Origin of the sequence: Paenibacillus sp. FSL H8-0122 (assembly GCF_038005345.1) — a bacterium.
Lineage (GTDB): Bacteria > Bacillota > Bacilli > Paenibacillales > Paenibacillaceae > Paenibacillus_AQ.
The window spans coordinates 2,196,791-2,218,741 of sequence record NZ_JBBOTB010000001.1 but is presented as its reverse complement, the minus strand read 5'-3'; the positions used below and the strand labels follow the sequence as shown (position 1 = coordinate 2,218,741).

General features: G+C 52.5%; 25 protein-coding genes and 1 tRNA gene. 3 read left to right on the top strand and 23 right to left on the bottom strand.

Annotation, left to right across the window (positions count from 1 at the left end; all coding sequences use genetic code 11):
• Positions 1–2: 2 nt before the first annotated feature.
• The 4 genes from dprA to NSS64_RS09695 all read right to left on the bottom strand — a co-directional run bounded on the left by dprA (position 3) and on the right by NSS64_RS09695 (position 4,378).
• Positions 3–1,121 carry a DNA-processing protein DprA gene (gene dprA / locus NSS64_RS09710; RefSeq protein WP_341139979.1) on the bottom strand — a complete coding sequence of 373 codons (1,119 nt, stop codon included), beginning with the start codon at positions 1,119–1,121 and terminating at the stop codon, positions 3–5.
• 251 nt (positions 1,122–1,372) lie between these two features.
• The gene (gene sucD / locus NSS64_RS09705) at positions 1,373–2,302 is read right to left on the bottom strand and encodes a succinate--CoA ligase subunit alpha (protein ID WP_036692470.1); all 930 of its coding nucleotides are present in this window, start codon (positions 2,300–2,302) and stop codon (positions 1,373–1,375) included.
• Between the two features lie 35 nt (positions 2,303–2,337).
• A complete protein-coding gene (gene sucC / locus NSS64_RS09700) occupies positions 2,338–3,495 on the bottom strand; it encodes an ADP-forming succinate--CoA ligase subunit beta (RefSeq protein ID WP_340940063.1) in 1,158 nt (385 codons plus the stop codon).
• Positions 3,496–3,907: 412 nt separating this feature from the next.
• Positions 3,908–4,378 (bottom strand): MarR family winged helix-turn-helix transcriptional regulator, encoded by a 471-nt coding sequence (locus NSS64_RS09695; RefSeq protein ID WP_340940061.1) that lies wholly within the window; start codon positions 4,376–4,378, stop codon positions 3,908–3,910.
• Positions 4,379–4,526: 148 nt separating this feature from the next.
• On the opposite strand from NSS64_RS09695, the gene NSS64_RS09690 reads away from it, so the two are divergent.
• On the top strand, positions 4,527–4,955 hold the full coding sequence (locus NSS64_RS09690) for an organic hydroperoxide resistance protein (RefSeq protein WP_076078603.1): 429 nt from the start codon (positions 4,527–4,529) through the stop codon (positions 4,953–4,955).
• A gap of 103 nt (positions 4,956–5,058) precedes the next feature.
• Here the strand turns inward: NSS64_RS09690 and NSS64_RS09685 are convergent, their stop codons facing one another.
• The 11 genes from NSS64_RS09685 to NSS64_RS09635 form a co-directional block, all read right to left on the bottom strand.
• Positions 5,059–6,756 carry a YifB family Mg chelatase-like AAA ATPase gene (locus NSS64_RS09685; RefSeq protein WP_341139978.1) on the bottom strand — a complete coding sequence of 566 codons (1,698 nt, stop codon included), beginning with the start codon at positions 6,754–6,756 and terminating at the stop codon, positions 5,059–5,061.
• A gap of 210 nt (positions 6,757–6,966) precedes the next feature.
• A complete protein-coding gene (locus tag NSS64_RS09680; RefSeq protein WP_341139977.1) occupies positions 6,967–7,476 on the bottom strand; it encodes a phosphoesterase in 510 nt (169 codons plus the stop codon).
• 33 nt (positions 7,477–7,509) lie between these two features.
• A complete protein-coding gene (locus NSS64_RS09675; RefSeq protein WP_341139976.1) occupies positions 7,510–7,791 on the bottom strand; it encodes a hypothetical protein in 282 nt (93 codons plus the stop codon).
• Between the two features lie 268 nt (positions 7,792–8,059).
• Positions 8,060–8,446: a YraN family protein gene (locus tag NSS64_RS09670; protein ID WP_341139975.1), complete on the bottom strand. Its 387-nt coding sequence runs from the start codon at positions 8,444–8,446 to the stop codon at positions 8,060–8,062.
• Positions 8,443–8,745: an EscU/YscU/HrcU family type III secretion system export apparatus switch protein gene (locus tag NSS64_RS09665; protein WP_036692460.1), complete on the bottom strand. Its 303-nt coding sequence runs from the start codon at positions 8,743–8,745 to the stop codon at positions 8,443–8,445. The genes NSS64_RS09670 and NSS64_RS09665 overlap by 4 nt, the downstream gene beginning before the upstream one ends.
• The gene (locus NSS64_RS09660; RefSeq protein ID WP_341139974.1) at positions 8,742–10,916 is read right to left on the bottom strand and encodes a hypothetical protein; all 2,175 of its coding nucleotides are present in this window, start codon (positions 10,914–10,916) and stop codon (positions 8,742–8,744) included. Before NSS64_RS09660 ends, NSS64_RS09665 begins: the two co-directional genes overlap by 4 nt.
• A 167-nt stretch (positions 10,917–11,083) precedes the next feature.
• Positions 11,084–11,716 carry a ribonuclease HII gene (locus NSS64_RS09655; protein ID WP_340940049.1) on the bottom strand — a complete coding sequence of 211 codons (633 nt, stop codon included), beginning with the start codon at positions 11,714–11,716 and terminating at the stop codon, positions 11,084–11,086.
• Between the two features lie 488 nt (positions 11,717–12,204).
• Positions 12,205–13,068: a ribosome biogenesis GTPase YlqF gene (ylqF, locus tag NSS64_RS09650; RefSeq protein ID WP_340940047.1), complete on the bottom strand. Its 864-nt coding sequence runs from the start codon at positions 13,066–13,068 to the stop codon at positions 12,205–12,207.
• 38 nt (positions 13,069–13,106) lie between these two features.
• Entirely contained in the window at positions 13,107–13,727 is a 621-nt protein-coding gene (lepB, locus tag NSS64_RS09645; protein ID WP_340993302.1) for a signal peptidase I, read from the bottom strand.
• 256 nt (positions 13,728–13,983) lie between these two features.
• Entirely contained in the window at positions 13,984–14,328 is a 345-nt protein-coding gene (gene rplS, locus NSS64_RS09640) for a 50S ribosomal protein L19 (RefSeq protein ID WP_173133107.1), read from the bottom strand.
• Between the two features lie 146 nt (positions 14,329–14,474).
• The gene (locus NSS64_RS09635; protein WP_341139973.1) at positions 14,475–14,858 is read right to left on the bottom strand and encodes a hypothetical protein; all 384 of its coding nucleotides are present in this window, start codon (positions 14,856–14,858) and stop codon (positions 14,475–14,477) included.
• A 189-nt stretch (positions 14,859–15,047) separates the two neighbouring features.
• Here NSS64_RS09635 and NSS64_RS09630 point away from each other — a divergent pair, with 189 nt between their 5' ends.
• Positions 15,048–15,995: a hypothetical protein gene (locus NSS64_RS09630; protein WP_341139972.1), complete on the top strand. Its 948-nt coding sequence runs from the start codon at positions 15,048–15,050 to the stop codon at positions 15,993–15,995.
• A gap of 75 nt (positions 15,996–16,070) precedes the next feature.
• On the opposite strand, the gene NSS64_RS09625 is transcribed toward NSS64_RS09630, so the two are convergent.
• On the bottom strand, positions 16,071–16,328 hold the full coding sequence (locus tag NSS64_RS09625; RefSeq protein WP_076078592.1) for a hypothetical protein: 258 nt from the start codon (positions 16,326–16,328) through the stop codon (positions 16,071–16,073).
• 228 nt (positions 16,329–16,556) lie between these two features.
• Between NSS64_RS09625 and NSS64_RS09620 the strand changes: the two genes are divergently transcribed.
• Positions 16,557–16,751, top strand: coding sequence for a hypothetical protein (locus NSS64_RS09620; RefSeq protein ID WP_340940043.1), 195 nt, complete (start codon positions 16,557–16,559; stop codon positions 16,749–16,751).
• A 102-nt stretch (positions 16,752–16,853) separates the two neighbouring features.
• Here the strand turns inward: NSS64_RS09620 and NSS64_RS09615 are convergent.
• The 7 genes from NSS64_RS09615 to NSS64_RS09585 all read right to left on the bottom strand — a co-directional run bounded on the left by NSS64_RS09615 (position 16,854) and on the right by NSS64_RS09585 (position 21,914).
• Positions 16,854–16,927: transfer RNA gene (locus NSS64_RS09615), tRNA-Pro, on the bottom strand.
• Positions 16,928–17,847: 920 nt separating this feature from the next.
• Complete coding sequence (gene trmD / locus NSS64_RS09610) at positions 17,848–18,642, bottom strand: tRNA (guanosine(37)-N1)-methyltransferase TrmD (RefSeq protein WP_341142792.1); 795 nt, start codon at positions 18,640–18,642, stop codon at positions 17,848–17,850.
• The gene (rimM, locus tag NSS64_RS09605; protein ID WP_076078589.1) at positions 18,642–19,166 is read right to left on the bottom strand and encodes a ribosome maturation factor RimM; all 525 of its coding nucleotides are present in this window, start codon (positions 19,164–19,166) and stop codon (positions 18,642–18,644) included. Before rimM ends, trmD begins: the two co-directional genes overlap by 1 nt.
• Positions 19,167–19,270: 104 nt before the next feature.
• A complete protein-coding gene (locus tag NSS64_RS09600) occupies positions 19,271–19,501 on the bottom strand; it encodes a KH domain-containing protein (protein WP_020432321.1) in 231 nt (76 codons plus the stop codon).
• Between the two features lie 22 nt (positions 19,502–19,523).
• Complete coding sequence (gene rpsP / locus NSS64_RS09595) at positions 19,524–19,796, bottom strand: 30S ribosomal protein S16 (protein ID WP_036701203.1); 273 nt, start codon at positions 19,794–19,796, stop codon at positions 19,524–19,526.
• 348 nt (positions 19,797–20,144) lie between these two features.
• Positions 20,145–21,536, bottom strand: coding sequence for a signal recognition particle protein (gene ffh / locus NSS64_RS09590; RefSeq protein ID WP_341139971.1), 1,392 nt, complete (start codon positions 21,534–21,536; stop codon positions 20,145–20,147).
• A gap of 21 nt (positions 21,537–21,557) precedes the next feature.
• Complete coding sequence (locus NSS64_RS09585; RefSeq protein WP_036733556.1) at positions 21,558–21,914, bottom strand: putative DNA-binding protein; 357 nt, start codon at positions 21,912–21,914, stop codon at positions 21,558–21,560.
• Between the last annotated feature and the right edge of the window lie 37 nt (positions 21,915–21,951).

Here is a 21,951-nt window from a genome sequence, read left to right as displayed (position 1 = left end):
TATTAAATTACCTTATAAATTGCACCCGGTAATTGTGTTACCGCTTTTTTTATGATTAAAGATAACAGAACTGAATGCAAATGTCCAAAATCCCACCTCGTTGACGTGAGCAGCTCATCGAGTGTAAACGGGCCTTGATGCAGTATATGGTAAAGGTGCAGCTCCTCACTTGTCAATTTCTTTTCCATCAGACCGGCTGGACTCTCCTGCTCTACTGCTCCTGCTGAAGCAGATGCAGCCCCCTTGGAAGGCAGGCAGGAGACGTATTCTTCCACAATATCTGAGGCGCAGGTTACCAGCTTCGCACCTTGCTTAATCAGCTCCAGTGCCCCTCTGCTCTTGGGAGAGGTCAGCGGCCCCGGCACGGCAAACACATCCCGGCCTGCTTCAAGCGCAGCATCGGCGGTGATCAGGGACCCGCTGCGGCTGTCTGCCTCCACCACCAGTGTTCCCAGCGACAAGCCGGCGATAATCCGGTTGCGCTGCGGGAATAATCCGGGATGACTCGGAGTTCCGATAGGATATTCGCTAAGCACCAGCCCGTTCCGCGAAATCTGCCGCTCCAGTTCACGGTTATCCGGAGGATAGACCTTATCCAATCCGGTTGCCACCACCGCAATGGTCCCTCCTGCACCGCCTAGCGCTGCTTCATGACAGACACTGTCAATCCCCCTCGCCAGGCCGCTTACAACCGTGAGACCGGCTGCACTTAGCTGTCCCGCCAGCATCTCCCCCACCTTGCGCCCATAAGCGGTAGGCACCCGGGTCCCCACCATAGCAACAGAGGGACGGGAAGCCAGCTCCAAACGGCCACGGTAGTACAATACCCAAGGCGGCTGAGGGGTTTCCCTCAGCTGTACAGGGTAGTGATCATCCAGAATAGTGACCATCGCTACACCGCTTTCTTCCATTAAAGAGAGGCGCCTCTGCACCCATGCTTCGTTGAAGTCTGCCGCCAGCCGGGCGGATATTACACCGCTGATTCCAGCCCGCTCCCACTCCTCAGCAGAACAGGAGAAGACAGCATTCGTCAAAAGACCCGCCCGGCGGATCTTGTCGATACTTTTCCAGCCGATCCCTTCCATCTCATGCAGACCGAACAACAGCTCCCGAATTTCCATATGTATTCTCTCCCCATGCGGAAGGTCCAGCCTTCCATATTGTCTTAAACAAAATTGTCTTAAACCAAAAAAAGCAACCTTTCATCCGCGTCATCCGGGACAAAAGGTTGCTTACCTTCGATATACATTATACCTGCTTCAGCAGGAAAAGCTGTGACAAAACAACCCCACAAAGTGGAGATTTAGCTTCGATGATAACTCAGGTACTTTGCGGGGAACCCAAAACATTTTGAACTAGCGTAAGAAACGCTCTAGTGGGTCGTGAAGGCATTCAGGATGCCGCGTTCCTCAAGCACGCTGACAAGAGTAGAGCCCATTTCAGCAGGTGTTGGCGCTACCTTAATGCCGCAGGACTCCAGCACAGCGATCTTCTCGCTCGCCGTCCCTTTACCACCTGAAATGATTGCTCCCGCGTGACCCATCCGTTTGCCTGGAGGTGCCGTAACCCCGCCGATGAAGCCCACTACAGGCTTGGTCATGTTCTCTTTGATCCACAGTGCAGCTTCTTCCTCCGCCGTCCCGCCGATCTCACCGATCATAATGACAGCCTTGGTGCCCGGATCTTCATTGAAAAGCTTCAGGATGTCGATAAACTCCGAACCCTTCACCGGGTCGCCCCCGATGCCTACCGCTGAGGATTGGCCGATTCCGCGCTCCGTCAGCTGATGTACGGCCTCATAGGTCAAGGTTCCGCTTCGGGAGACTACACCGACATACCCCGGCTTATGAATATAACCCGGCATAATGCCGATTTTGCATTCTCCAGGTGTGATGACACCCGGACAGTTGGGACCGATCAGCACCGTGGAGCGGCCCTCCATGTATCTGGACACTTTGACCATATCAAGCACCGGAATGCCTTCTGTGATACAAATGACCAGGTCCATCTCCGCATCCACCGCTTCCATAATCGAATCTGCGGCAAAAGCAGGCGGTACGTAAATGACACTTGCAGTTGCACCAGTGGCTGCTTTGGCGGCAACAACCGTGTCGAAGACAGGCAGACTTTTCTCCGTGCCGTTGTCCAGGGTAATCTGAACCGTAGTCCCCCCCTTGCCCGGAGTTACACCGCCAACCATCTGTGTTCCGTAGTCCAGCGCACCTTTTGTATGAAATAAACCCGTAGCGCCGGTAATTCCCTGGGTAATGACTTTCGTATTTTTATCTACAAGAATGCTCATGCGATAGGTCACATCCTCACTTTTATTGTCGAATATTACACCAGAGCAACGATTTTGCGGGCACCGTCCGCCATGGAATCAGCAGCAACGATATTCAGTCCGGAGCCGGCGAGAATCTCCTTGCCCAGTGCCACATTCGTGCCCTCAAGACGTACGACCAGCGGCTTGGTTAAGCCAAGCTGTCTTGCCGCTTCGACTACACCGGTAGCGATGACATCACAACGCATAATACCGCCGAAAATATTAACAAAGATACCGTTCACCTTGTCATCGGACAGGATGATTTTGAAAGCCTCCGTTACCTTCTCAGTCGTCGCACCGCCCCCTACATCCAGGAAGTTGGCCGGTTCGCCGCCATAATATTTAATGATGTCCATAGTCGCCATCGCCAGGCCCGCCCCGTTCACCATACAGCCGATGTTGCCGTCAAGTGCGATGTAGCTGAGGTCGAATTTGGACGCTTCGATTTCTTTGGCATCCTCTTCGTCCAGATCACGCAGCTCCAGGATATCCTTGTGGCGGAACAGACTGTTGGAATCGAAGTTAAGCTTGGCATCAAGCGCCATCACATTACCGTCTGCAGTAACGACCAGCGGGTTGATCTCCGCAATTGAGCAATCTTTATCCACAAAAGCCAGATATAGCGCTTGCATGAACTTGACCGCTTTGTTCACCAGTTCGGGAGGAATGGCAATGCTGTAAGCCAGTTTACGCGCCTGGAAGGTCTGAAGCCCCACCGCCGGATCAACGATTTCCTTGAAAATCTTCTCGGGATGTGTAGCCGCCACCTCTTCAATCTCCGTCCCGCCCTCTTCGGATGCCATCATGACGACCCGTCCGGAAGCGCGGTCCACAACCAGACCGATATAATATTCTTTGACAATCTGACAGCCTTCTTCAATCAGCAGCCGCTTCACTACCTTGCCTTCGGGTCCCGTCTGATGGGTCACCAGTGTCTTGCCGAGGATCTCGGACGCAAAGCTGCGGACCTCATCACTGTTCTTCGCCACCTTGACGCCGCCGGCTTTGCCGCGTCCGCCAGCATGAATCTGCGCTTTGACTACAACCACAGGTGTACCCAGCGCTGCGGCAGCTTCCACTGCTTCGTCCACTGTATAAGCAACTTTTCCGTTCGGTACGGCTACGCCATACTTCTTAAGTACTTCTTTTCCCTGATACTCGTGGATATTCATTCCGGAAGCCTCCTAAAGTGTTGCGGTGACCTGTGCAGGCAGCCTGCGGTCATTCCGCATTCCGTTTTGATTGTCCAAAGCCGGGTCCAGACCGGTTGTTAACCGGCAATATCCCGGTACAAGCAGAGCGCCTGCGCCTGAAGCATATGCTGCAAACGGTACGGTCCTCTGCCAGTAGCATATAGTTCCTATCACATAGTGATATCTATAATTACCTATATGCCAGAATGTGAAACCCAGAATATTGTAACATGTTTTAAAAACGCTTTCCTTAAAAACTTTCACTATTTATACATACATTTTCGCTCGGTTTCATGCCGGAATGCGAACGATTGCATTGACATCCATGCTGAAACGGCTTTACCGCCCTTATTCAGGACGGCGAAACCTATACCTTTATATGTGAGTGAGACTACGATTTCGAATTGCTAATGTTAGCTTCGTGCACCCGGTCCAAGAGATTTTTGAACTGTCCCAGCAAATCTATGAACTCTACCGGGGAGAGTTTCGTACCTTCTACCATTTTGCCGGGAATGTCCATAGCATTCTGCTGCAGCGACAAGCCTTGGGGTGTTAATGATATCAGCACCTTCCGCTCATCCTGCAAAGAACGTTCACGCAAAATTAGTCCTGCAGCCTGCAGCCGCTTGAGCAGCGGAGTCAGTGTGCCTGAATCGAGGAACAGTGCTTCACCCAGCTCCTTGACTGTACATTGCTGTCTCTCCCACAGGACCAGCATAACCAGATACTGCGAATACGTTAATCCGATCTTATCCAGATGAGGCTGGTATAGCTTCGTAAATTCACGTGAACAGGCATAAATCGTAAAGCAGAGCTGGTTCTCCAGCATAAGCTCAGGGGTTGTAGTGGATTCTTTTTGCATTTCTTCTTCACCTGCCTTTGTGACATTAGTTTATCACAATTCATCCATAATATCATGTTAATAGTGGAAAATAGATTGACTTTTATTTTAATTGTGTTAAATTAAGTTGTGTACAATACAATTTGAAAACGAACGGGAGCGATTTAATATGATGACCATCCAACAGAAAATGTACGAAACAACAGTAAAAGCCGTAGGCGGCAGACAGGGTTCTATCGAATCCGACAGCCCTAAATTGAATCTTGCGATCAGCACACCACGCGAAATGGGCGGCGCCGGCGGTGAAGGCACGAATCCTGAGCAGCTGTTCGCAGCCGGATATTCCGCTTGCTTCGACAGCGCGCTGAACATGGTTGCACGTATGGGCAAGGTAAAGATTGAAGGCTCTGAAGTAACGGCTACCGTCAGCTTCGGTAAAGTGGAAGACGGCGGCTTCGGCATTGCCGTGAAGATGGATGTTCTGGTCAAGGGTGTTGACCGCGAGACCGCTGAACGGCTGGTACAAGAAGCTCATGGCGCATGTCCTTACTCCCGTGCTACCCGTGGTAACATCGAAGTAGAATTGAACGTGCTGTAAGAATAGCTTCACAAGTAGAAACGGCATTGCCGTCCTTTTTAAGGATAGTACCGTTTCAGCATCCAACCCCTGTCCGGCGGCCCCGGACGGGGGTTTTGGCGTGTCAGGCTTCCTCCTCCACCATGACCTGCCTGTCCAGATTGCGGTATTGGACCGCTTCGGCCAGATGGTCAGCGCCAATCTTCTCCGCTGCTTCCAGATCGGCAATCGTGCGGGCCAGCTTAATAATCCGGTCATGCGCCCGCATGCTGAGTCCGAGACTCTCGAGAATACTGCTGAGCAGCATCTCCTCTTCCGGCCGCAGTGCAGCATAACGGCGAAGCGCCGCCCCGGACAGCTCGCTGTTCCAGGAAATCGGCAGAGTCTTATATCGCTCCGCCTGAATCGCCTGAGCCCGCAGAACCTCAGAACGCATCTGTGCCGTCGAGACCGGAGGTACACTCCTGTCGCCTGCTCTTGGACGCGGCACATCAACCTGCATATCCATCCGGTCCAGCAGCGGGCCCGAGATTTTGCCCCGGTACTGGGCGATTTTGGCCGGACTGCAGCTGCACCGCTGCTCTGCACTGCCATTGCCCAGAAACCCGCACATGCAGGGATTCATGGAGCAAGCGAGCAGGAACTGGGCAGGAAAAGTGAAGGATGCCCGCGCCCGGCTGATGGTGACAATTCCATCTTCCAGCGGCTGGCGGAGCACTTCAAGCACGGTCCGGGAGAACTCGGGCAGCTCGTCCAGGAAGAGAATGCCGCGGTGCGCGAGACTAACCTCCCCCGGCTTCGGAATTCCGCCCCCGCCGATCAATCCGGCTGCCGAGATGGTATGATGCGGTGAACGAAACGGACGCTCGCGCAGCAAGCCGCCTCCGCCGTCCCTAAGCTTCCCGGCAGCACTGAATATCTTCATCACTTCAAGCGATTCTTGATCATTAAGATCGGGAAGAATTCCGGGTAACCGCTTAATCAGCATCGTCTTGCCCGTACCTGGAGGGCCGATCAGAATAATATTGTGCATTCCCGCTGCCGCAATCGTAAGGGCACGCTTCACATGATTCTGGCCGATAACATCGCTGTAATCTTCATCCATAAGCTGCTTCACCCCAAGCAGGGAGGGAATATTCTCCGCTGGCTCAGAATGGTATCTCAAATGGTCCAGGGACAACGCCAGAACGGGCGGACGCTTCCTGGAGGTCGCATCAGCGCTTACAGATACCGATACCGGAAACGGTAAATCAGCCTGCGGCAAGGGCAAGTCTGATCCGGCTGCTTCAGACTGTTCAACCGGATTCGGCGGAGGAAGCTGACCGGGCTGAGGCAGCTCCCGCAAATGCCCGGCAGTGTACACCTTCATTCCCGCGATCAACGCAGCTTCAGCCGCATTGCCGGGCGGCACCAGAACAGCATGAATCCCGGCCTGCCGCGCAGCCTGGGCCATGGATAATACCCCATTTACCGGCCGCAGACTTCCGTCGAGCGCAAGCTCACCAATCAGCAGCATCTGCCCGGCTTCCGGCATAACAAGCTGGCCGCTGGTTGTCAGTATCCCCAGGGCGATCGCCAGATCAAATGCCGAGCCCTCCTTGCGCAGATCCGCCGGGGCCAGATTAATCGTCACCCGCTGTTGGGGATAGCTGTAACCGCAATTCTTGACGGCGGACCGTACCCGCTCCACCGCTTCCCTGACTGCTGAATCCGGCAGGCCGATAATATGGGTCTGCGGCAAGCCGTTAGCCAGATCCACCTCCACTCCGATCATTACACCTTCAATGCCATACAGGCATGCGCTATGCATTTTTCCGTACACAAATAAGCACCTCTTCTCCAGAAATACACCCGCAACGGGCGTTCGTTTCCAGGAAAAAAGGTGCTTCCTCTTTTTCCGTAAGCTCAATTACACTCAGTATACCTAAAACCCTACACAACATGCAAGGTTATTGCGCATATAGCGCTGCATAAAAATCGGTTTTCAATCGTCTTGCATAAATATGCAACTACGACCAAAGAATCATTTTATTCAGCCTTCTTCACTGGCTACCACCGAATCCCTTATCTGTTCAAAGGACAGCGGGGTGTAATTCCAGTGCTCCACACAAATATTAAAGTGATGATTGCCCTCATATTTCTGTCCATGAATATGACCGTGCACATTCACGTAAGGCATATGCTTGTTCATATACATCGGCTCATGCGAGAGCAGAAAAAACTCCTTGTATATCAGCGGATACTCACTGACCTCATCAAATCCGGCTTCCAGCCACCAGCCCCGTCCGCGTCCACGGTCATGATTGCCAAGAATCAGTATTTTGTACCCGTTCAGGGCAGCCACAATGCTCCGGGTCTCCTCTTGATTCCTGAAAGAAAAGTCCCCCAGATGAAAAACCGTGTCCTCCTCTCTTACGACTGCATTCCAGTTCGCAACCATCACCTTGTCCATCTCTTCCGCACTGGCAAAAGGCCGCGATTCAAAATCAATGATCAGCTTATGGCCAAAATGATGATCTGAGGTAAAAAATTCGTTGGACAAGATCGCTCCCCGCTTTCGCTAAGTGCCTGTTGCTTATTCATTCCACTTCCGTTTGGCTCCGCGCCGGTTCACATCCATTTGTATTAATTCCGCCACCGGCGGACCTTCCTCATGCTCGATCAGCCATTTGCGCATTTCCTTAATGGCCTCCACTTGCCCGTTACCCTTGTCGCGCCAGGTCAGCAGCTCAATCACATTGATGACCAGTGACAAGAGGCTGCTGTTGCTGTCTTGGGTTTTCTCAGCACGCATCTTGTGGAATAACGCTTCATTCTCCCAGTCAATCAATATCTCTTCCGCTATTGCAGGCCGCATAACGGTGAATGTCTTATTACAATTACTGCAGCATACAACGGATAAGGGCTCTGCGCCAAGTTCCGCTACTATATTATGCTCACAATTTTGGCAAGTAAAGCTTACCTGTATATTCATTGATTGATTCCTCATTCCGGCAGCCCTCCTCATGGTGGCATTAAAAGTTACACTAATGTTTACCCACTTCTTTTGAGAAATGACCCATGAAGTCCGGCATCTGTCAAGGATAATTGTTAAATTCTAACCTGTTTTTGCAAAACAGAGACAGCTAAAAGGCTTCCCGGAGATGGCGCAGGGAGGCGATGCTTAAATCCGGCTGAAGCTGTACAGCGATCACATCGAAGGCAATCGCAGCCGGCTGCAGTCCCTGCATGTGCAGGTAGACCCGGGCTGTCTCTCTCACCTGACGGATTTTGCGTGCATCAACCGATTCCTCCGCAGTGCCCTGCACGGTTGAGCCGCTCCGGCTGCGCACCTCAATGAAGACCAGAGCGCCTTCATACTCCGCGATAATATCCAGCTCTCCGCTGCGGCAGCGCCAGTTATAATCCCGGATGAGGTAGCCCCGCGAAGTCAGATACATTCGGGCCGCCTGCTCGGCAGCAGCGCCTTTCTCCTGACGGGTGTAGGTTCTGCCGTCTCCGTTATGGCTCACTTCTGTCTCCGTTCACCAGCTGTCCGGTCACTCTGGTATACATAGCTGAGAATTTCAGCCACCAGCTGATAGAGCTGAGGCGGAATCTGCTGGTCGAGATCCAGCTTCGACAGCACCTCTACCAGCGCCGCATCCTCCTGCACCGCTACTCCGTTTTCCTTTGCCTTTTGCAGGATGATGTCTGCAACCGAGCCTTGCCCCTTAGCGACAACCACCGGCGCTTCGCTCTGGCCCGGAATATATTTGAGCGCCACTGCCTTCTTGAGGTTCTGCGGAACCTTCTGCTCAGACTCACTCATATGCGGTAATCCACTCCTTTGTACTCCTGAGGAGCATAATCGGACGGCTTCACCGCAGCAGCGGCCACACTCCGTTCCGGCAATGCCTCCGTACGCAGGCTGGACAGCTGATAACCTATGCCTTCTACCGCCGCTTTCATCTCCTCGCGGCGGCCCTCCAGCAGCTCCAGTACCCATGGTTCATCGTTATGCAGCTTCAGGCTGACGATGCGGTCGACCACCTGTACATCGACCATCGTCTGGCCGAGCTGCTTCATGTCCAGATCGAACCACAAGCGGCAATTCGCCGCGTCGAGTTCCCCTTTGCTGCCGCGCCGTGACTGGATCTGGACGGAGGCCGTCTCCCGGCCATCCGGACCATGCAGCGGCAGGAACATCGTCACCTGCGCGAACGGCGCGGTGCGGTCTGTATTCAGCAGCAGCTGCTGGCCTGTCAGCTGCTGCACCAGCTGGCCCGCGGCTTCCTTCACCGCGGGCGGGGTCTCGCTGCTGCCCAGTACCTGCAGCAGCACGCCCTTGAGCGTACCGGCGGCATCTTCTGCGCCGCCGGACGCTGCCTGCGCGGCGGCGGTATGCGCCCCGCCGCCGCGCAGGATCTGCTGCTCGTGCTCCGCACCGAGCAGCTTCAAGATCCGCCCCACCCAGGGGTCTGTCCCCTGGGTGGCGGCGGGTTCCCCCTGCGGCGGCGCAGCCGCAGGGGCTGCACTGCCGCCCGCCGCGCCGGAGGCGGGCGGCGCTTCGGCGAGCTGCGGCAGAGTGCCGCGCAGCTCGGAGAGCACGCCCTGCAGCTTCGCGAGCAGGGCAGGCCCCGCAGCGCTCTGCGCCTGCGCGGCAACGCCCGCGCCCTCACGCACCCCAGCTGCGATTCCCGCACCTTCACGCGTTCCTGCCGCGTTCCCTGCGCTTTCTCGTACTCCAGCTGCGATTCCCGCACCTTCGCGCGCCCCTGCCGCGTTCCCTGCGCTTTCTCGCACTCCAGCTGCGATTCCCGCACCTTCGCGCGCCCCTGCCGCGTTTCCTGCGCTTTCTCGCACTCCAGCTGCGTTCCCCGCTCCTTCGCCACGCGTTCCTGCCACGTTCCCTGCGCTTTCACGCGCTCCAGCTGCGTTCCCAGCGCCGTCACGCGCTCCAACTGCGATTCCCGCACCTTCGCGCGCTGCTGCTGCAATTCCCGCACCTTCACGCGCCCCTGCCGCGTTCCCCGCTCCTTCACCACGCGTTCCCGCTACAGCACCCGCTCCTTCACGCGCCCCTGCCGCGTTCCCCGCTCCTTCACCACGCGTTCCCGCTACAGCACCCGCACCTTCTCGCGCTCCAACCGCATTCCCGCTTCCTGCCGGCTCCGAATCTCCCGCCGGTACTAATGCAGCTTGTCCATTGGCACTGCCAGCAGCTTGCGAAGTACCCGCATTACCGGTTACTCCTGCCTGAGTATTCACCCCGGCAGCCCCTCCCGGAAGAGCACCGGCTGCTGGAGTATTACCAGGCAGACCGGCATTCGCTCCGCCTGTCAGCAGCCCTCCCGCAGGTCTGCTATTCCCCGCTCCTTGACCTGATCCGTCACCGTCCGCTCCTTGCTGCACCCAGACGTTCAGCGCAGTCTCCAGCTTCGCCAGCAGATCATGCAGCTTCGGTCCGAATACAGCCTGCTGCAGCCCTTTCACCGTCTCAGCCGTTACAGGCAAGCCGCGCTTCACTGAGATTACAGCCGCCTCCAGCCACTCTGAAGCAGGGACACCTGGAGGCTTGGCATTCATGACTGCATCCAGCTTCGCTGCAGTCTCCTTGGTGAAGGCCAGCCCTCCGGCTTGCATCGCTTGAACAATCTCCCGTCCCGCCTTGGAATTGGCAAGTCCAAGCGACTCCAGCGCCTCGCCCATACTCTGCGGCGAGACCATAGCCGCCTCCCCCAGAGAGACCGGCTTAAGCACCGGCAAGCCGCCTTCTCCTGGTGCACCCACCTGCAGGTTCAACGTCTGACCGGCTGCCAGCGGTGTTTCCAGTTCAGCCCGTACCGGCGTTCCCTGAATCTGCACCACCGCTTCTTTTCCGGAATCGGATACGCTTAGCACAACGCCGCGAACAACCTGACCTTCCTTAAGCTCTACAGATTTGGCCTCCCCAGCCTTGCTGTCGCCAAGCAAACCGCGAACCAGTGATCCGATGTTCATGTTGTCCGCCTCCCTTCTTTCTATTTATATCGGTATTTCGTCTTCAATTGTGATTATCGGGATGATACGCCAAGTGGAAACTGCTATGCCATCCTTTTAGAGGACGGCACCGTTTCAGCGAGAAATAGAAGGATAATGTAGATGTGAAACTATACATTCTTATATTTTTAGAATAAAGACAACTGTTCCTGCTCGGCAAGAATATTGCCGATGAAGCTGCGCCGGTGCATCGGAGTTACACCCAGTGCCTTGATCTGTTCACGGTGCAGCTTGGTAGCATATCCTTTATGTACTTTGATCCCGTAATCCGGGTATAGCTCCTCCCACAAGCCCTCACAGAGCCGGTCACGTGTCACCTTGGCTACAATGGATGCGGCAGCAATCGACTGGCTGTTGGCATCCCCTTTAATGATGGCACGCTGCGGCAAGGGCAGGTCCACCTTCTCCGCATCAATCAGCATATAGTCCGGCTGCTGGCTTAATCCTTCTACCGCTAGGCGCATCGCCAGACGCGAAGCCTGCTTAATGTTAATTTCATCGATTACCGCCGCCTCCACATGCCCTAAGCTTACCGCCAGCGCCTGCTCCATAATGGTCTCATACAGAGCATCCCGCTTTTTGGCCGTCAGCTTCTTCGAGTCATCCACACCCTCAATAATCAGCCCCACCGGCAAAATTACCGCTGCAGCCACCACATCTCCGAACAAACAACCCCGCCCCACTTCATCCACACCTGCGATGTGACGGAAGGATTGCCCCCAGCCTTCTTTTTCGTACCCAAGCATATCTATCTCACTCATCATCTCTCCACCTGCCCACTAAAATTAAAATAAGCTACATCTATGATCAACCAGCGAATATATGACTTACCGCGAATCCCAAAGATACTTCAGGACTTACCCATTTCCATACAATCCCAGTCTCCGAATCTTAAAATTCTGCACTAAATACAACAATCCCTTCATTAATACTGCGTAAATCCAAAAAAGTTGTATGAATAACAGCATTTCTCTTCCCCTAAATAGCCCAAACGAGGACATTCCTGCATTTCCTACAACAATTCTGTTACACTGTATCATATCAATAGAGAAGAGTTGCAATTCTTACAACATAACTTCGCGCATCCCCTTTTGCCTCCACCCCCCCCATACTTCCGACGTCTTTTCGCTCCTTCTCACACTTCCCAGCACCTTCTATCGCCTTCCAGCTCTTTCTCCCCAACCCTCTACACGCAAAAAAGAGCCACCCCACATTCACGGATGGCTCTTCCATTCCATACAGTATTCTACTATTCAGGTGTCTCCAGCGTGAAACGTCCAAGCTTCCCTGCACGAAGCTCATGCAGCAGCGCGCGTGAAGCCTTCTCCAGATCCACCCGGCCGCCGCTCATCAGACAACCGCGCTTACGCCCGACTGCTTCCATAACGGCCACGATTTCGTCCGGGTTCTCTAAGTCCTCCGGCAGCTTATTGATATCGAAGCGTTCCTGGAACCGGCTTCCGTAATCCTTCACCAGATACTTCACCGCATAATAAGCGATATCCTCAATATTCAGGATCTCTTCCTTAATGGCCCCGGTTACTGCCAGCTTATAGCCTACCGTCTGGTCCTCGAACTTCGGCCAGAGAATCCCCGGCGTATCCAGCAGTTCCAGACTACCGCCAGTCTTAATCCATTGCTGGCCCTTGGTAACCCCCGGACGGTCACCGGTAATCGCAATATTTTTTCCAGCCATCCGGTTAATGAGAGTCGATTTGCCTACGTTGGGAATGCCCACAATCAGTGCCCGCATCGCACGCGGATTCATGCCCTTGGCAATTTGCCGGTCGATCTTGTCCTTCAGCAGCAGCTTCACCTGCTCGGGAATCTCTTTTATCCCGGTGCCAGTAGAAGCATCTACCGGATAGGCAACATGACCCTGCTGCTTGAAATAAGCCAGCCACTTGCGTGTAGCTTCCGGATCGGCCAGATCTGCTTTGTTTAGAATAATCAGCCTTGGCTTGTCCCGCAAAATATCGTCAATCATCGGATTACGGCTCGAGATCGGCAGACGGGAATCAAGCAGTTCTATTGCAACATCAATCAGCTTCAGCTTATCCTCGATTTGCCGTCTAGCCCTCGTCATATGACCAGGAAACCATTGAATGGCCAATGCCGTCACCTCCTTTGACTTCTGTCAGCTTAAAATAATTAATGATTTATTAATGAGATATTCTTCACCGGCCAGAAAATAAGGTCTGCACGGCCGACAATATCCCCCAGCGGCACATAACCGATCATCCGGCTGTCCGTACTGTCAGAGCGGTTATCCCCCATTACGAACACATGGCCTTCAGGCACCTTGTTGTCCGTAAACTGCTCATTCGGGAAGTTCTTATTGTTGTACAAAATGTTGTTAGTATGCGCATCATCAATCGCGCTCTGGATATACGTCTCGTTCACAGGTTCTCCGTTAACTGTAACGACATCCCCTTCAACTGTGACGGTGTCGCCTGCCACACCAATGACACGTTTAATGAAATCCCGGCCCTCAGAGGGCACATGGAACACAATGACTTCCCCGCGCTCCGGCTTGCGGATATCGTAGAGAATTTCATTAACAATCACCCGTTCGCCGGTATGGAAGTTAGGCTTCATGGAAGGGCCGTCTACGATAAACGGTTTGAACAAAAGCCAGCGTATTAGAATAACCAGAACCAATGCAATCGCTATCGCTTTAATCCATTCCAGGACTTCATTCTTTGGCTTCCGTGGGCTCTGGCCGTTAGAATCAATCACTTCGCCTTGCCCTTGCTGCAAATCCTGCTGCATAGTTCACCGTCCTCTCCAATAATTGTTATCTCCACTATACAATACAAAAAAGCTCCTGCCAAAAACTCCCCCGCGATTACTCCTTCAGGAGGCCTTTTCGGAGAAGCTGTTCCTAAGGCACATATGTCTAAAAACCCACAAAGTAAGGCTTTAACTTCGATGCTTACTAAGGTACTTTGCGGGGATCCACAATTCTGTAATCACAAGAAATAAACGAAAGGGGCTTGAATTCAAGCCCCTTTCCTTTGTCACTGTTCTAGCGACGAATTTCTTTAATTCTTGCAGCTTTACCGCGCAGGTCACGAAGATAGTACAGCTTCGCACGACGCACTTTACCACGGCGAGCCACTTCGATTTTCTCGAGTTTAGGGGAGTTGACTGGGAATGTTCTTTCCACACCAACACCATAAGAGATTTTACGAACCGTAAAAGTCTCACCGATACCGCCGCCGCGACGTTTGATTACAACGCCTTCGAACAGCTGGATACGCTCACGAGTTCCTTCGATAACTTTTACATGCACCTTCAAAGTGTCACCCGGGCGAAAACTCGGGATATCTGTACGAAGTTGCTCTTGTGTAATTGCTTGTAGGATATTCATTAAGGACTTCCTCCTTCCGTACAGGTGTTCTTGCCTCTTCCGGAGAGCCATTGCTCTCCCTCATTATCCGCAGAGGACCACCGTATTCCACACAACAGAAGTAATTTTATCATAAAAGACAGGCTCATGCAACATATATTTATTCATTAAAGCGGCAGCATATCCCGTTTCTTCGCCTTCACCTTGCAATCCTTGCAGAGTCCGACCACACTTCCGTCATCCTGGGCATAAAAAATCAGCTTGCCGTTCTTCTTCTTGCAGGAGGAGCACTGCTGATCCGCAGCATTCTGCTTTGCCTTACGGTGCCCTTCCATAGAAATCACATTACTGGCCTTCCCCTGCTTCGGCGCTTCAGACTGTTCTTGGCTCATCCGGCTGCGGTACACGGTATAGACAACTGCACCCACCAACACAACGATCAGGAATGCTGCATACTGCATTTGGCTCATCCGCCCCTCTGACTTGTTCAGTCCAAATAGTAAACAGCCCGTCTCCCGGGTCTGCTTCCGTGCCGGCCCTCCAGCTGTCACATTTCATTCTTCCGGTCCTTCATCTAACGACAGTGTACCATAATGCCTCTCTAAAATGTAGTAGCTAAGCTTACTGGACTATAGTCCAGTAGAACAACCCGCCGCCAGGCTGTTATCCAGTGTTTTCCCATAATATATAATACTGAGTATACATAAGCAAATAATCATGCCTTTAGGAGGGCCTATATAATGAAGAAACATCACAGCACAGCAATTATTGCAGCAATGGCCGTATTTTCTATTGCACTTACCGGTTGCCGGGAGCTTCCCGGCAAGGAAGCGGCGGATAACCAGCTGGAGCAGACGATCTCCGGCAGCTTCACCCAGGAAGCGGCAGAAGCCGTGAAGCAAAGTCTCAGCGATGCCAGTGCTGCTGTCGGTGACGCCACCCTGAACATAGCAGGCAGGATTGAAGAGCAAATAAACAGCAACGGAATCAGCCGGGAGTTCTCCACCTCCTTGCCTATTGCTTCTGCTTCCGTCCTTAAGCTGGATAATGCGGTTGGGGAAGTCGCAGTAGCGCCCGCTTCAGGTGACGAGATTACTGTCCAGGCCACCGTCATTGTCCATGAGCAGACAGGCCATAAGCTGGTATCCGGTGTGCTGGATCATACTGAAATTTCTATTGAACATAAAGGAGATGCTCTAATCGTCTCTGCTCATGGTGAAGGCAATTCGAAGAGGAATCTCTGGGAATGGGCGCAGCATGAGTATGGTGATTCCAACTTCAGCATTAATTATGTAATCGGGATTCCAGAGACCGTTGACCGGTTTGAGATTGATAATAATGTAGGCACCGTCCAGCTCCGCGGGCTTGAGGGGACTTTTGAGATTAACAGCAATGTCGGCAGCATCATCCTTCAAGACACCGTGTTCACAGGCAAATCCAGTGTGCAGTCAAATACGGGGAGTATTGAGCTTGGGGTATCCAGTATGACAAAGGGCAGCAGCCTCAAGGCCAAGAGCGATATTGGAAGAATCTCCGCCGATCTGTCAGCATCAACCGCATGTACGGTCAAAGCCAGCAGTGAGCTCGGCCACATCTCCGGCGCCGACAACGGTACATCGAAGGATTATAACGGCGGCGGTCCGCTGGTATCGCTAACCACGCAGATCGGAGCCATATCTGTTAAGTAGATCATTCTATAGTCACGCAAAAAGCGGGCCTTCCTGATTTCCAGGAGCCCACTTTTTGTGTTGTTCAGGCTATCGTCAGATTAACGCAATTGCCAGAAGCGTGAACAGGCTTAAGGTCAGGATCTGGCTGCCGTAGCCATAGTATCCGCCATAATAGTTACCTGCGCCGCCCGGATAGAAGGCCGAAGTTTGCATTCTGCCATTGCCCTTTGTTTTCAGATACACATTATTCCGGTCCACATCCACAATAATTCCTTCATGGCGTTTGCCGTCAGTAGTCATAATGCGTACACGCTTATCCTTGCAATGGAGACAATTATAATAAGCTTCCATCTGCTGTTTCCTCCTTAATCGTGGTTCTGTATCTTATGAGGGGAGGGATAAGCCGGTAACGGCTATCGTCACGCAGCAATTGTCTATATGTAAAATAGTTGTGAAATGAAGAACTTGTGAACATTGTGTATCAATTTTGTGTAAAAAGGGGTAATATTAAAGTAACAAAATCAATTAAACGCTTACGGTTGTGAACAATCTTCTACAATCCAAAAGGAGGCAGGAATCATGAGTACAGCAGGCAGACGTTTTATTAATGAAGGAGTACTGCGGATCGCCTGGTTTATCATTTTCGCTTCGCTCACCTACACTGTGCGCAATTATACTTGGGCCATTGTATTGCTTATGGTTGTTGCCTTGTATTCACTGGTCACGGGAGTTATCATGCTTACCCGCCGGGATGGAGACAGGGGCAGGTTTTAGCTTAACCGCACACACGGGCCTTATCACCTAAATAAAAACACTTCCTACAGAGCGTGATGCGCTGACGGAAGTGTTTTTTTGCGTTACTCGAAAACGGGAAAATCGGAGTAACAGGATTTGAACCTGCGACCTCACCCACCCCAAGGGTGCGCGCTACCAGGCTGCGCTATACCCCGATATTGCAAATCAACCCATTACTTCATACTTACGTTTGCCGCATCCCTACGATTAACATACGTTCATCTAATGCATAATATGCCGGTAAGCGGTTACTTACTGATATACTATAAATATACCTCACTAGTTCAGCAGTTTCAAATAGAGTTCAGCATTTTTATAGAGTTCAATATTTTTTCGCATCTTATTAAAATTTAATGGATTTTCTGTAAAGGCTGTGCTATACTCTTGGCACAAGGAAAGGAGGTGCGTTCACATCAAGCATGACATGCTGAACGTATCCCTTACCCGGACCAACGGCTGAATGATTAAGTCTTGGTGGCGCGGGATACGGATCAAAGTTACAAACTAGCGCCTCGGGTAGAGAGACCGTCTTCGGACGGTCTTTTTTTGTTTGCCCGCACTCATCGCACCCGGCAAACAAATAACCGCCGAAGCCAGCGAACCTGGGGTTCGTCTGTCTTCAGCGGTTATTTGTGGAATTTGCTGTATTACTGAGCCTATTGAACCTGCTTCCAGGTCTAATTCATTTCTTCGATTATAAGATTACGATTTACGATTCTTATAAAAATCAATAATATCACTTACCGTGCGGAGCGGCTCCGCCTCCTTGTGGACAGTGTCCACGGCTGGCTTGAATGATTCATGCGTATTCGTAGTCACTTCAGTCATTCCTTTCGATAATTAAGCTAGCTGCGTCTATAGCTGCATGTCTACTTGCGGCACCTCTATTCATTACCCTAGAAAAAGGGTATTGACGCACATCTGCTCGTATTTATTTCGCTGGCAAAACTTCTTCTATGCCTATCCGTTCTCGTTCGTAATTCCCGTTCCCGGTTCTCAGTACACAGCAAAAAACGCCTCCCTTACGTAATATACGTTAGAAAGACGCCAGCTATGACTCTATTCAGGCCCAAATTTACAGTTCATTCTTCTTAAGGCTTGCCTGCTCCTGCAGCCGCTTCAGCGTCTGCTTGTCCTTCACTGTCAGCTCCGCTGTCTCCAGCAGATCCGGTCTGCGTTCGAGGGTACGCTGCAGCGCCTGCTCACGCCGCCACACCTCGATATTGGCATGATGTCCGCTGAGCAGCATGTCCGGCACCTTCCAGCCCCGGAACTCTGCCGGGCGGGTATAATGCGGGTACTCCAGCAGCCCGGTGCTGAAGGAGTCCGAGATGGCAGAGGTCTCATTGCCCAGTGCCCCGGGCTGCAGACGCACTACCGAATCTATTACTGTCAGAGCGGGCAGCTCACCGCCGGTCAGTACATAGTCGCCAATCGACAGCTCGTCCGTCACCAGATGCTCACGGATTCGCTCGTCATAGCCCTCATAATGACCGCAGATGAAGATCAGATGCTGCTCCTGTGCCAGCTCTTCGGCGATCTGCTGATTATACGTCCGGCCCTGGGGGCACATCAGAATAATACGCGGCTTCACCGCCTCTGTATTCCCGTGATCCCCTTGCTCCCCGCCAGCGCTACTCTGAGCCAGCACATGCTCCACCGCTGCGAAGATAGGGTCAGGCTTCAGCACCATGCCTCCCCCTCCCCCGTAAGGCGTATCGTCCACGCTGTTATGCTTGTTGCCCGAGAAATCGCGGAAGTTCACTGTATTCAGTGAAGCAATGCCCTTCTCACGGGCCTTACCGAGAATGCTGGTGCCGAACACGCCCTCACACATATCCGGGAACAGCGTCAGCACATCGATGCGGATCATGGAAGCAGCCCTTCCATGAGGTGCACGGTGATTTTTTTGGCTGCAATATTGACGTCCAGCACTACATCGTTAATAACCGGAATCAGAATATCCTGGCCCTTCTTCGGCTTCACTACCCAGACATCATTGGCCCCGGGCTGCAGAATCTCCGTAATCGTTCCCAGCGGCTGGCTGGCATCTTCATCCGTATAGACCTCGCAGCCTACGATCTGGTGGAAGTAATACTCATTCTCCGGCAGCTCAACCAGATTATCACTAGGCACCTTGAGCATGCTGCCTTTGTATTTCTCAACCTCATTAATGTTCGTATACCCCTTAAGCTTGGCGATATACATCCCTTTATGCTCTCTCGCCGATTCGATCGTCACCTCGAATTTCGGGCTTCCGTCTGCGGGAATCAGCAGCAGCTTGTTACCGGCTGCGAACCGCACTTCCGGGAAATCGGTATGCGACAGGATTTTGATCTCCCCGCGAATGCCGTGCGTATTCACCAGCCTGCCTACGGTTAACTCTTCTGTCATGTGTTCATCTCCTTCACGTTGATTGCGTACAGCCTATAAATTCTTATATTTTCAACAAAAAGGAGCCGGGATATACTATCCCTAGCCCCTCCTTGTGCGCATCCTTAAGATAAAATATCCACGGTAACGCGTTTATCACTTTTGACTGCTGCAGATGTGACTACGGTACGAAGCGCTTTGGCGATCCGCCCCTGCTTGCCGATGACCTTACCGACATCATCAGGATGCACGGAGAGCTCATAGACAATCAGGTGATCCTTCTCCACGGTCCGTACGGCCACATCCTCCGGATGATCCACTAAAGCCTTAGCAATAACACCAACTAATTCTTCCATAGAGGACCCTCGCAATCAGTCATTATTTCTGAAGCTTTGACTCATGGAACTTCTTCATCACGCCAGCTTTGGAAAGCAGGTTGCGGACGGTATCAGATGCTTGTGCACCTGTCTGAAGCCATTTAAGAGCCTTCTCTTCGTCAATCTTAACGACTGCCGGTACTTCGATCGGATTATAATAACCGATTTCCTCGATAAAACGGCCGTCACGAGGAGACCGGGAATCGGAAACCACTACACGGTAGAAAGGCGCTTTATGTGCTCCCATTCTTTTCAAACGAATACGTACTGCCACGAAATTCACCTCCTTAAAAGAATATCGTTATCGATCCCTCCCAAACCCTCCCTTCCCGAAGGGAGGGCCCCAAGGGCTCTGCCCTCTGGACACCCGCTAAGTGCAACTAGCGTAGGCGTTCAGACTGGCGGGACTTGGCTGGGTTCGGCGGAAGACCGCTTTTCCTCCCTGCGGGATACGCTTGACTGGCGGCGTTCCCTGGCAACAGGGGGAAGAGATTTAAACATTAAGATCAAGGTCAAAAGACTAAGATCAAAAGATTAAGGTCAAGAGACTGTCCGATCTTCTGATGTTGTACTATATCAGATCTAGGGGTAAACCTTAAACATTAAACCGTAAAGATTAAGGTCAACGGAAAGGGAACTTCATTCCGCCTTTGCCGGCAAGGCCCTTGAGCTGCTTCATGGCGTTCTTCTTGCCGCCCTTACCGCCTCCGCCGCCCATCATGCCGGAGAACTGCTTCATCATCTTGCGCATTTCATCGAATTGCTTGATGAGCCGGTTCACCTCAGCGATGTTGGTACCGCTGCCTGCTGCAATACGCTTGCGGCGGTTGTGGTTGATGATCTCAGGCTGGGCTTTCTCGGCCTTGGTCATGGAATGAACAATGGCTTCAACGCGGCCCATCTGCTTATCGTCCACCTTCAGGTCCTTCATGCCCTTGGCCTTATTCATGCCAGGCAGCATGTCAAGAATCTGATCGATCGGGCCAAGCTTCTTCACTTGATCCATCTGCTCCAGGAAATCATCGAACGTGAACTCTGCGTTACGCATCTTACGTTCCATTTCCTTGGCTTTCTCGGTATCGATGTTGGCCTGAGCCTTCTCGATCAGCGACAGCATGTCGCCCATGCCGAGTATCCGCGAAGCCATCCGCTCCGGATGGAACGGCTCCAGCGCATCGATCTTCTCGCCGAGAGCGGCGAATTTGATCGGGCAGCCGGTGACCGCCTTGACGGATAATGCAGCACCACCACGGGTGTCGCCGTCAAGCTTCGTAAGCACTACCCCGGTAAGCTCCAGCTGCTTGTTGAAGCTGTCCGCCACATTCACGGCATCCTGACCGGTCATCGCATCGACTACCAGCAGCACTTCATCCGGAGTTACTACGTTATGGATCTGCTTCAGCTCTTCCATCAGCTCTTCATCAATATGCAGGCGGCCTGCGGTATCGATGATGACATAATCCAGGTTATTATCCTTCGCATGCTGAACACCTTGTCTGGCAATCTCTACCGGACTCGTCTGATCACCCAGCGAGAAGACAGGAACCTTAATCTGTTCTCCGAGCACCTGCAATTGCTTGATTGCAGCCGGACGGTAGATGTCGGCGGCTACGAGCAGCGGGCGGTGGTTGCCCTTCTGCAGCAGCTTCGCCAGCTTACCGGAAGTTGTCGTCTTCCCCGCGCCCTGCAGACCCGTCATCATGATGACCGTCGGCGGCTTGTTCGACTTAGCCAGCTTCGCCTGGCTTCCGCCCATTAGCTCCGTCAGTTCCTTGTTAACAATATCGATGATGACCATGCCTGGCGTGAAGCTGTCCATCACTTCCGTGCCAACAGACTTCTCTTTCACCTTGGACACGAAGTCCTTGACGACCTTGAAGTTAACATCGGCTTCCAGAAGGGCCAGCCGCACTTCACGCATCGCTTCGTTTACGTCATCTTCGGATACTTTCCCTTTGCCGCGCAGTTTGCTGAACACATTCTGCAATCTTCCGGTTAATCCTTCAAATGCCATAGGCGGCTCGCTCCCTTCTTCCTACTCTAGCCTCTGCAGCCGGTCCATGATTTCCATGAATTGCTGCTTATATTGCTCCGGCAGCATTCCACTGTCCGGGAATCTGCGCAGTTCTTCTAAGTACTTATTGCGGTCTTCATGCTTGGACAGCAGTCCAAGCTTCTCTTCATAATTCTCAAGGACTTGCTCCGCCCGCTTGATATGCTCGTACACAGCCTGGCGGCTAATTTCAAATTCCGCTGCGATCTCCCCCAGGGAGAAATCATCATGGAAATAATATTTGAGAAACGTCTGTTGCTTGTCAGTAAGCAGCCGTTCATAGAAAGCAAATAACAGGTTAATCCGGTTGGTTTTCTCGAGCCTATTCTCCTGACTCATTAAGGGCACTCCCTTCGTCAAGGAAAAACACTTTACA